The organism is Rhabdaerophilum sp. (genome assembly GCF_046092605.1).
Lineage (GTDB): Bacteria > Pseudomonadota > Alphaproteobacteria > Rhizobiales > Beijerinckiaceae > Rhabdaerophilum.
Genome location: NZ_JBJTDY010000040.1, coordinates 1 through 9,911 on the forward strand (window position 1 = coordinate 1; position 9,911 = coordinate 9,911).

The 9,911-nt window shown below is 66.0% G+C and carries 10 protein-coding genes and 1 tRNA gene; 3 read left to right on the top strand and 8 right to left on the bottom strand.

Features of this window, described 5'->3' with window-relative positions:
• Positions 1–109: 109 nt before the first annotated feature.
• The 8 genes from ACKODO_RS03620 to hemC form a co-directional block, all read right to left on the bottom strand.
• A complete protein-coding gene (locus ACKODO_RS03620) occupies positions 110–511 on the bottom strand; it encodes a helix-turn-helix domain-containing protein (protein WP_408982087.1) in 402 nt (133 codons plus the stop codon).
• On the bottom strand, positions 504–848 hold the full coding sequence (locus tag ACKODO_RS03625; protein ID WP_408982088.1) for a helix-turn-helix domain-containing protein: 345 nt from the start codon (positions 846–848) through the stop codon (positions 504–506). The genes ACKODO_RS03620 and ACKODO_RS03625 overlap by 8 nt, the downstream gene beginning before the upstream one ends.
• Positions 849–1,195: 347 nt before the next feature.
• Positions 1,196–2,425, bottom strand: coding sequence for a tyrosine-type recombinase/integrase (locus tag ACKODO_RS03630; RefSeq protein WP_408982089.1), 1,230 nt, complete (start codon positions 2,423–2,425; stop codon positions 1,196–1,198).
• 183 nt (positions 2,426–2,608) lie between these two features.
• Positions 2,609–2,684 (bottom strand) — tRNA-Thr (locus ACKODO_RS03635).
• Positions 2,685–2,831: 147 nt separating this feature from the next.
• On the bottom strand, positions 2,832–4,397 hold the full coding sequence (locus ACKODO_RS03640) for a heme biosynthesis protein HemY (RefSeq protein WP_408982090.1): 1,566 nt from the start codon (positions 4,395–4,397) through the stop codon (positions 2,832–2,834).
• A 10-nt stretch (positions 4,398–4,407) separates the two neighbouring features.
• The gene (locus ACKODO_RS03645; RefSeq protein WP_408982091.1) at positions 4,408–5,625 is read right to left on the bottom strand and encodes a COG4223 family protein; all 1,218 of its coding nucleotides are present in this window, start codon (positions 5,623–5,625) and stop codon (positions 4,408–4,410) included.
• A 74-nt stretch (positions 5,626–5,699) separates the two neighbouring features.
• Positions 5,700–6,443, bottom strand: a complete 744-nt coding sequence (locus ACKODO_RS03650) for a uroporphyrinogen-III synthase (RefSeq protein WP_408982092.1) — start codon at positions 6,441–6,443, stop codon at positions 5,700–5,702.
• A gap of 1 nt (position 6,444) precedes the next feature.
• Entirely contained in the window at positions 6,445–7,380 is a 936-nt protein-coding gene (gene hemC, locus ACKODO_RS03655; protein ID WP_408982093.1) for a hydroxymethylbilane synthase, read from the bottom strand.
• A gap of 162 nt (positions 7,381–7,542) precedes the next feature.
• Here hemC and tsaD point away from each other — a divergent pair, with 162 nt between their 5' ends.
• The 3 genes from tsaD to ACKODO_RS03670 form a co-directional block, all read left to right on the top strand.
• Positions 7,543–8,598 carry a tRNA (adenosine(37)-N6)-threonylcarbamoyltransferase complex transferase subunit TsaD gene (tsaD, locus tag ACKODO_RS03660; RefSeq protein ID WP_408982096.1) on the top strand — a complete coding sequence of 352 codons (1,056 nt, stop codon included), beginning with the start codon at positions 7,543–7,545 and terminating at the stop codon, positions 8,596–8,598.
• Positions 8,599–8,659: 61 nt separating this feature from the next.
• Positions 8,660–9,649 (top strand): NAD(P)H-dependent glycerol-3-phosphate dehydrogenase, encoded by a 990-nt coding sequence (locus ACKODO_RS03665; RefSeq protein ID WP_408982094.1) that lies wholly within the window; start codon positions 8,660–8,662, stop codon positions 9,647–9,649.
• A gap of 2 nt (positions 9,650–9,651) precedes the next feature.
• A partial coding sequence (locus ACKODO_RS03670) for an EVE domain-containing protein (RefSeq protein ID WP_408982095.1) occupies positions 9,652–9,911 on the top strand: 260 nt, incomplete at its 3' end.

Consider the following 9,911-nt stretch of genomic DNA (forward strand, 5'->3'; position numbering starts at 1 on the left):
CCAGCTCTTCGGGCGTGCGGCCGGACCGGACCAACTCCACCATCTGTCGCCGGAACTCCGGCGGATAAGCACTTCGGAAACGAGGCATGGGACACTCCCGAAAATGACTTCAAAGGTGTCCACAAAAGCGGGTCAACTCCAGCATGCGCATCGATACACGCTTGTGAATCAGGCCGCCGCAATGGCTGCAAAGGGCTTGGAGGTCTCCGATCTTGTCGGAAATCGCCACAAGATCAGCCATCCGCTCGGCCGGTTCGCGAGGCTCGCGGCATGAGAAACAATAGGCTTCGTGGAGCTTGCATTTCTTTCCTGATCGCTTGTCGCGCTTCAGGAAATCAATCAGGTCTTGCCCATGGATCAGGAAGGGGCGCTGATCCTTCATCGCGGGCAATCCGTCGGTCTTGAGCCATCGTTGGACCGTGCCCTTCGCGACGCTCAATTGGCGTGCGACTTCTTCGATGGTGTAGCTCCGATGAATTTTGATGCCGCGCCAACCGGGGCGCTTAGGCATCGCGCTTCCTCCCGGTGTTGAGCGCCGGAAGCGCATCAACAAAGGCCTTCAAGTCTTCCGCCCGGATTAACGTCCGGCCGGCAAACTTTACGGCTCGCAAATCCCCGGTCTTGATCGCGGCATAAAGCGATGTTCGCCCGATGCCGGTTTCCCTGCAAGCATCCGCAATCGAAAGAGTGATCGGGAGTTCTTTCATAGTCGGGTCCTTCCTGCCGCGCGGGCAAAAAAAAAGCCCGCCGGGCTTTTTGCCGGGCGGGCTGAAACCTGCTTGAATCGCAGGCGTGGCTTTCGAAACGACGGAAAGCGGCCATCTTGCAAAGGCCGCTGCGCTACTCACTCATTGGTTAGGCGGAAACTTGCGAGTTTCCTCGCCGGCCTCTGGCGTTCCGAGGCAGAAGAGAAATCAGGCTGTCTGAGGATGTTGGACTAAACGGGCTGCACAACGATCTTCAAACACGAATCGTGCAACATGACTCCCTGACATGAAGGGCTATCTTCGGGGCAACCGCAAGTGCGGAAAGTGCAAGTTCGCCGGCATTCAACAATGTTCTTGGGGATAAGACTGTCGCTCGAAAAGCCAATGATGACGGCTCCAATTTGTCACGGAACCTGCCAGCGTGACGAGTGAAAAGTTGGATCGAGCGCCCGTGAGCAAGCCCGGCCATCCGGTTTCGCCAGCTGTTTTCATCCCTCTGTCACGGCAGGCTTGCGGAACTCCAGCACGTCGCCGCCTATCCGCAGTCTATCGAGGTAATCCGCCCACCATTGCGCCATTTCCACGCGTTCCGTCCAATAGCCTCCGCGATTGTATGCGCGGCGAACGGCGTCAGGGTCTTGGTGCGCAAGCGCACGTTCGATAGCATCGGGCGAGAATTTGCCGGACTGGTTGAGAAGGGTTGAGGCGGTTGCGCGGAACCCATGGGCTGTCACGGTGCCGTTCGAATAGCCCATCCGCCTCAGGGAAGCATTGAGCGTGTTTTCCGAGATTGGGCGCTCCACCGTGCGAAGACCGGGAAACACGAGCCTGCCCTTGCCCGTGAGCGCGTGAAGCTCCTTCAGAATGGCCACGGCTTGCGTGGCCAACGGCACTTCGTGCTCGCGTCGCATCTTGGTGCGCTTGGCAGGGATAGCCCATCGTGCGTTGGCAAGATCGAATTCCCGCCACTCCGCCATGCGCAATTCACCGGGGCGCGTGAAAACCATGGGCAGGAGGCGAAGCGCAGCAACGGTTGTCGGCTGCCCATCGAATCGATCAACGGCCCGGAGGAGGGCTCCTAGCTCGGCAGGATCAAGGATGGCCGCGCGGTGCTTCACCTTCGGGGCGATGATGGCTCCAGAGAGCGCCGTTGTCGGGTCGCTTTCCGCGCGGGCGGTGGCGATGGCGTAGCGGATCACGGCTCCGATGGTTGCACGGACGCGCTTGGCTGTTTCCAGCGTTCCTCGCTTTTCGAGGTGCTTCAGGATGGCCAGCACCTCCGCCGCCTTGATTTCAGCGATCGGCCTTTCGCCGATGGCCGAGAAGGCTTGCTCCAGAAGGTAGCGGTTCTTGATGATGGTGGTTCCGGAACGGCCCTCGCGCCTCTGCTTGTCGAGATATTCCTCGGCGACGGCGCGAAACGTGGTTGCGGCGCTGACTGCCTTCGTGAGCTTGTCCAGTTTCTTCTGTTGGGCAGGATCGATGCCGTTGGCGAGTTGGGCTTTCGCCTCGTCGCGCCGCTTCCTAGCATCGGAAAGCCCAACAGCAGGATACTGGCCCAGAACCATATCCTTCTGCTTGCCCAGATAGCGATAAGCGAAGCGCCACGTCTTTGTGCCTTGGGGGGATACCCAGAGCTGAAGCCCGCCACTGTCCGAGAATTTCTGCTTTTCGCCAGTTATCTTGATTGCTCGAATCGCGAAATCGGTAAGAGCCACGGGCGCACCTGTTGGGTTTTTCGTGTTGGGCTTTTTCAGTTACCCAACATGAAACCCAACATTTGGGCCGGTTGCAAGCGCACAAAAGCGGACGCTTGCGAACGTCTTTGGACGTATAGAGCTAGATTTATCTCGGTTTTTCAGACGTTTACGGACAATCACGAACGTCTGTGGAGGGGAAAGTGGTGCCGCAAGAGGGAATCGAACCCCCGACCCCATCATTACGAATGACGTGCTCTACCAGCTGAGCTATTGCGGCGATCGGGCGTTGCTTTAGCGGCAAGCGGACCAACAGGCAAGGGTCCATTCGCGGGCGGGACGCCTGCTCCCTTGTCCGAACCACCGTCCATCGTAGCCCGTGGCTCACCGCTTGCGAGCAAGCTGACAGTCAAGGGAAGGCGGCTCCTCAGCCGAACAGGCGGAAGCGTTTTGCCGGTTTGGGCGCATCCGGGTCCGGTCCTGGATCATCCGGAATGAATGGCTGCACCACCTCCTCGATGGGGCGCGGCGCTTCGGGCGCCGGGGTTGTCGCGACCGCGGGAGACGGTTCAGCCAAGGGTGCGACGGTCGGAAGCTCCATGACAGGAGGCGGGAGAGCCGTGGAGGGTGCCATCGGCTCGGCCGATGCGATTTCCAGCGGAGCGGGCACTTCGAACCGATCGGCATCAATCCGCGCGCGAATGGCGGCATCCTGCGCTTGCGGCGGTTCCTGCCAGCGATAGGCACCAATGACGCCGGAAGGCGAAACCGGCTTCCAGTGGTCGGAGACGGAATCTTCCGCGACCCAGGCCGGATCGCGCGGCGCCCGGGAGGCGCGAGCGAGCCAGGAGCGGACAAGGCCCTCGTTTCCGCTCTCGGCATCTTCGAGTTCGGCCATGAGAAGGCATGCGCGCGCGGTCGCCTTTTGCAGCACGAGGGCCTCGATCGCCTCGCGCGCCACGGCGAATTCGCGCGCGTCGATCGCGGCGCGGGCCAGGATGAAGCGGGATTCGCGCGCATTCGGCGCGAGTTTTTCCAGCGTGCGGGCGCGCTTCAGCCGATCCAGCGCGGAATCCCCGGGCCGCGCCGCGAGATGCGCCTCGGCAAGATCCGGGTGCGGTCCGGCCTTCCAGGCGGTTTCAAGCACGCGCGCGGCCTTTCCGGTATCGCCCTGCGCGGAGAGTCGACGGGCGACGATCACGGCCGCAGGAACGAGGGCTGGCGCAAGACGCAAGGCGTCCTGCGCGAGGGCGAGCGCCTCTTCCGGATTGCGCTCCTGGCTTTCCAGGGCGGCGGCCGTGAGCAGCACGGAGCGCAGGCGACGGCCCTCCGCCTTGTCGATGAGGCGGCGGGAGACGCCCTGCTCCACCACGCCGATGGCCTCGCGCCAATCGCCCTCCTGCGCCGTCATGCGCAGCATCGCATCATTGGCCCAGCCCGCGTCAGGGCTGCTGCGCCAGGCCTCTTCGGCCAGCATGCGGCTTGCCTCGCCATCCCCGCGGCGGGTGGCTTCCACGAAGAGGCCGCGCAGGCCAAGGCCGTGGGTATCCGGGCTTTCCAGCATCGCCTTGAAGGCGAGTTCCGCGCCCTTCTCGTTGCCCGCGAGCTGCGCGGTCTGTGCCTTCAGGAGAAGGGCAAGTGGCTCGTTGCCGAGCAGGCGTTCGGAATCGCGCGCATGGCGCTCGGCCTGCCGCCGGTCGCCCACGCCCACGGCCACGAGGCCGCGCGCCACGGCGAGCTGACCCTTTTCGCGTTTGCGCATGCGGTTGGCGAGGCCGATGAGGCTCGGCAGGCGGAAGATCAGCCGCAAAAGCGACCAGAGGATCATCAGCGCGACAAACCCCGCGAGAAACCCCCCAAGGCCGACGAGCAGACTGACGCGATATTCGGTTTCGCCCCATTGCAGCAGCACATGGCCCGGCGTATCCGCGACCTGCGCAAAACCGAAGGCAAGCGCCAGGAGCAGAAGGAAGAAGGCAAGCAGTTTCAGCATGCGGGCGTCCTCACGGCTTCGCCGGAGCGGCGGCGCGGGCAAGCCCGGCGAGGCTCTCCTGCCGAATCTGGCGAATGGCGTCGTCGGCCTTGGCGCGGGCCTCGGCCTTCGCCTTCCAGCCCGCGAAACGCTCGGCACGCGGCGCGGAGAGCCGGCCGACAAGGGTGATCGCGGTCGCAAGATCGCCACGGACCACGGCCTGCTCGGCGCGGGCGAGGTGGGCGGCGTCATCCGTGCCGGTGATTTCGCCCGTGCGTCGCACCTCGACAAGCGAGGCCGCGCCTTGACGCAGGCGGGTGAGGAAATCGGCTTCAGTGCCCTTGCCAGCTTCGGTTCCGGCCCTCGCGAGCTCGCGCAATTCGGTGCCGAGGCTCGCCAGCGAGGGCGGCGGGTTCTGCGCATAGGCCGTGAGGGGCGCGAGCCGATCGGCGGCAACGCCCAAAGCCTTCAGGGCCTCGATTGCGCCGCCCAAAGCCTCATGGCGCTGGAAGCTCTCGGCGAGGTTCTGGCTCACCACGGCTGCGGCGGAGGCGCGGGCCAGTTCGCCATTGGCCGAGGCGACCGCTTTCGTGAGCGTCGCGATCTGGTCGTTGAGCCCGGTGAAACGCGCAATCTGCTCCTCCGCATGCCTCCTCGCGGCTTCGATCGCCGCGCGCAGGCGCTCGAACTCGGCGGTTGTCTCCGGAGCGGGGCCGGCAACGGGCGAACCTGTCGCCACAGGGCGTTCCGCGAGGGTTTTCAGCTGAGATGCGAGGCGCGTGATTTCCGCCTGCAAGGCCTGTTCGCGCGGCACCACCTCCGAGAGGGCCTTCTCGACCTTCGCGAGGCGATCGGCGAGTTCGGCGGGAATTGCCGGCGCGGAAGGCGGCTTCCCCTGTTCCAGCCGTGCGAGGCGCTGATCGAGGGCGCTGGTCAGGCTCGAATCGGGGCCGCCCAGCAAAGCCTCTACGCCGAGACTACCGGCGATGCCTGCCACAAGAGCGAGCAGCAGCGGCACGGCCATGGAGGATTTGGCGGCCGCAGGCGGGGGCTGGGTTTCGATGGCGGGCTGCTCGGGCAGGCGCGGCTCTCCCGCAAGCGCGACATCCGGCTCGGCCTTTGTTTCGCGGGCCGATTCGGCCGGAAGGTCGATCTCGACCGGCGGGCGCGTTTTCTTCGGAAGGGTATTCTCAGCCGGCTTGGTTGAGGCGGATTCGCTCTCATCGCCGTTCCTGGGCGTGGTTTGCATGGGCTGAACCTCCCCGTCCTGCACTGCGATGCTTCGCTTGTCCGCCACCCATCAAACGAAAACGCGGCGGGGCGTCAATCGAATTGCGTATCGGTTTGTTCCCGCGCAAGGGCGAGGGCGGTTCTCACGAGGCTCGTCGCGTTTCGCTCGGGTGCCAGCGCGATGCGGGGCACGAAGGGCAGAGGCCCGATCGCCTCCCGCAAGGTGGCGGCGACGGCGGGCGAGAGGCAGGCCTGCCCGGCTCGCCACAGGTTTTCGCGACGAGGTGAGTGCGCGATGCTCCGCGCGAGGCTCGCGGCGCTCTCGCGGCTGAAATGCAGCACGGCATCGATATGGGCCGCGAGTTTTGCCTCGACCTCGTCCGTTGCCGCGCCTTCCTCCATGCGATAGCGCCGCCAGAGATCAAGCATCAGGCCCGCGGCTGCCGCATCCGCCTCCAGTTCCGGGCGGCGCGGCTCACCCGCGAGATAGATCGCGCGTTTTCCCGCGAAGGGCGCAAGCAGTGGCTTCAGGCTTGCGGCCTCGCCGCCCGCGATGCGGATATCCGTGAAGCCCGCCTGGCGCGCGGCCTCTCCGGTGACGGCACCTACTGCAAGGCAGGGTAGCGTGCGCCAGTCCGGTGGGATCGCTTCGCCGAGCCGGAAGGCGCGCGGCGAGGTTGCGATGAGGAGATCGGGCCGCGCGGGTGCCGCCTCGACAATTGCTGCCTCGCGCCGCGTGGTGAGGAGAACTGCCTCGCCGCCAAGATCCGCAATGAGCCGCGCGGTGTCGCTGGCATCCGGCTCCGCGCGCGTCACCAGCAGGCGCGGGCGCTTCATCTCAGCCGACCAGCCCGGCCGGGATTTCCGCGCGCAACTCCCGGCCAAGGGATGTGCCGAGTTCGGCGGCTTTCGCCTCGGTGGGGGCCGGGAGCCTTGCTGCGCGCGTCCAGGCGCGGGTGCCGTCGGGCGCCAGCACGATGCCGGCGAAAAGCAGGCCGCCATCCACCAGCCGCGCCGAGCCGCCGATGGGCGTGCGGCAGGAGCCATCGAGCACGCCGAGGAAGGCGCGCTCGGCCGCGAGCGCGAGTCCTGTCTCGCGATGGGCGATGGCACTGGTGAGGCTCAGGATGCGCGCGTCACCGTCACGCGCCACGAGCGCGATCGCGCCCTGGCCGACAGCCGGTGTGAAGCTCTCGGGATCGAGCGCTTCCGTCGCATGTTCTGCGAGCCCCAGGCGATTGAGGCCGGCCATGGCGAGCACCACGGCATCGAAAGTGCCGTTGGCGGCCTTGTCGAGTCGTGTCTGCACGTTCCCGCGCAGCATTTCGATCACGAGATCGGGCCTCAGCCGCTTCAGCAGGGCTTGCCGGCGCAGCGAGACTGTGCCGACCTTCGCACCTTGCGGCAGGTTGGCGAGCGTCTTCCAGCGCGGCGCGATCAGCGCGTCACGCATATCGTTGCGGGGCAGGTAGCCCGCGATCACGAGGCCATCGGGCAGGATTGTGGGCAGATCCTTCGCGGAATGCACGGCGAGATCGACGCGCCCCTCGAGCTGAGCCGCGTCGATTTCCTTCGTGAAGAGGCCCTTGCCGCCGATTTCCGAGAGCGGCCGATCCTGCGTTGCATCCCCGGTGGTGCGGATGATTTCGGTCGCGACCGCATCCTCGGAAAGGCCATGGGCCTCGCGCAGGGCGGATGCCGTCATGCGGGCCTGGGCCAGCGCGAGCGGTGAACCGCGCGTGCCCAGGGTGAGAAGAGGCGCAGAAGCGGTCACGCGACGGATCCTGAAGGTTCGAGCCTTCCCCCGAAGGCCACTCTTCGTCTAGAACGGCCGGGCGGGCTTCGGCAAGAAGCCTGATCAATTTCGCCAGAGCCCGGGCAAGCTCCGGGCAAGCTCCGGGAATGAGACGGGAAGTCACGGGAAGTCATGGTGTCGATGCGCGTGCTTGGCCTGGAGACGACTTGCGACGAGACCTCTGCGGCCATCGTCGAGCTCTCCCCGGATGGCTCGCGGCGGATTCTTTCCAACCGCATCCGTTCGCAGATCGCCGAGCATGCACGTTTCGGCGGCGTGGTGCCGGAGATCGCGGCGCGCGCCCATGTCGAGATCCTCGACCGCATGATCGACGATGCCCTGAAGGAAGCTGGCATCACCATGACCAATCTCGACGGCATCGCTGCGGCGGCGGGCCCGGGCCTGATCGGTGGCGTGCTGGTGGGCCTCACCACGGGCAAGGCGCTGGCGCTGGCGCTCGGCAAGCCGCTCATGGCGGTGAACCATCTGGAGGCGCATGCGCTCACCCCGCGCCTCATTGAGGATATCGGTTTTCCCTACCTGCTGCTGCTGGTTTCGGGCGGGCACACGCAGCTGGTGGCCGTGGAGGATGTGGGGAAATACCGCCGCCTCGGCACGACCATCGACGATGCGATCGGCGAGGCCTTCGACAAGGTCGCGAAGATGCTCTCGCTCGGCTTTCCCGGCGGCCCGGCCGTGGAGCGCGCGGCCGAGAAAGGCGATGCCAGCCGTTTCGCCCTGCCGCGCCCGCTTCTCGGCAAGCCCGAGCCGAATTTCTCGCTTTCCGGCCTGAAGACGGCACTGCGCCTCGCGGCGGAGGCCGTGCAGCCCCTCACGGAGCAGGATTGCGCGGATCTCTGCGCGAGCTTCCAGGCGGCGATTGTCGATTGCGTGGTGGATCGCACGCGGATGGGCATCCGCGCCTTCCGCCAGCAGATGGGCAGCCCCACCGCACTCGTCGTGGCGGGCGGCGTGGGCGCGAACCGGCCGATCCGGCTCGCGCTCCAGCGCGTGGCGATGGAAGCTGGCCTCAAATGCCTCGTGCCGCCGCCCGCGCTCTGCACGGATAATGGCGCGATGATCGCCTGGGCGGGCATCGAACGCCTGCGGCGCGGCATGACCGATCCACTCGATTTCGCCGCGCGGCCGCGCTGGCCGCTGGATGAGGCTGCGGCGAAGCCTGGGGCCCGCGCATGAGCAGCAAAAGTGGGAACCGGTTTTGCGTCCGTGAATGCGCGCAAGGGGAGGAACCATGCGCATGAGCAGCACCAATCGGGTCGCGGTTCTGGGTGCCGGCGCTTTTGGCACCGCGCTGGCGCTGGCTTTCGCACGCGCGGGTCGCGATGTCACGCTCTGGGGGCGCGATGCCGTGCGCATGGAGCGCATGGCGCGGAGCCGGCTGTGCGAAGTTGCTCTTCCGGGTTTCCTGCTCGATCCGCGCATTACCCCCGTGGCGGATCTCGGCGCCGTGGCGGATGTGCCCGTGATCGTGCTCGCCATGCCTGCGCAGGCCCTTCGCGCGGTCTGCGAGGCCTTGGCGCTGGTGCTCTCGCCCGGCCATGCCGTGATTGCCGCCGCGAAGGGCATGGAGCAGGGCACCGGCCAGTTCGTGACGGAGGTGATGGCGGATGAACTCGGGGCCCAGCGCTTCGGCGTGCTCTCGGGCCCCTCCTTCGCCGAGGATATCGCGCGCGGACTGCCCACGGCCGTGAGTCTCGCGATGGTTGAGGGAATCGATGCGCAGGCACTTGCGGCTCATCTCGGCTCGACCGGTTTCCGCATCTATCATTCCACCGATGTCCGTGGCGTGGAGATCGGGGGGGCGGCGAAGAACGTGCTGGCCATCGCGGCCGGGATCGTCGTGGGGCTTGGCCTGGGCGAGAGCGCGCGCGCCGCGATCGTGACGCGCGGCTTCGCTGAATTGCGGCGTTTCGCGCTTGCGCTTGGGGCGCGCGCCGAGACATTGATGGGCCTTTCCGGCCTTGGCGACCTATTGTTGACCGCTTCTTCCGCCCAGAGCCGGAACTTCACCCTTGGCCTCGCCTTGGCGCAGGGGAAGGCGCTTCAGGAGGCTTCGGGCGGCAAGCTCGCGGAGGGCGCCTTCACCGCCGCGGCACTCGACGACATGGCGCGTGCGCGGGGCATCGACATGCCGATCGCCTCTGGCGTGCGCGCGATCCTTGACGGAAAGCTCGACGTGAAGGATGCGGTTGCTGCACTGATGGCGCGGCCTTTCCGGGAGGAGTGATCATGCCCCACTGGCTCGTGAAATCCGAACCCTTCAAATGGTCCTGGGACCAGCAGGTGAAAGCCGGCGCGAAGGGCACCTTCTGGGATGGCGTGCGGAACCACCTCGCCAAGAAGAACCTGATGGCCATGAAAAAGGGCGAGCAGGTCTTCTTCTACCATTCCAACGAGGGGCTGGAGATCGTCGGCATCGTGGAAGTGATCCGCGAGGCCTATCCCGACCCCACCGCCGAGCCGGGCGAACCTTGGGTGGTGGTCGATTT

Coding starts and splice junctions, on each gene's coding strand:
- tsaD (WP_408982096.1), top strand. CDS start 7,543: ATGCGCGTGCTTGGCCTGGAGACGACTTGCGACGAGACCTCTGCGGCC.
- ACKODO_RS03650 (WP_408982092.1), bottom strand. CDS start 6,443: ATGAAGCGCCCGCGCCTGCTGGTGACGCGCGCGGAGCCGGATGCCAGC.
- ACKODO_RS03640 (WP_408982090.1), bottom strand. CDS start 4,397: ATGCTGAAACTGCTTGCCTTCTTCCTTCTGCTCCTGGCGCTTGCCTTC.
- ACKODO_RS03645 (WP_408982091.1), bottom strand. CDS start 5,625: ATGCAAACCACGCCCAGGAACGGCGATGAGAGCGAATCCGCCTCAACC.
- ACKODO_RS03665 (WP_408982094.1), top strand. CDS start 8,660: ATGAGCAGCACCAATCGGGTCGCGGTTCTGGGTGCCGGCGCTTTTGGC.
- ACKODO_RS03620 (WP_408982087.1), bottom strand. CDS start 511: ATGCCTAAGCGCCCCGGTTGGCGCGGCATCAAAATTCATCGGAGCTAC.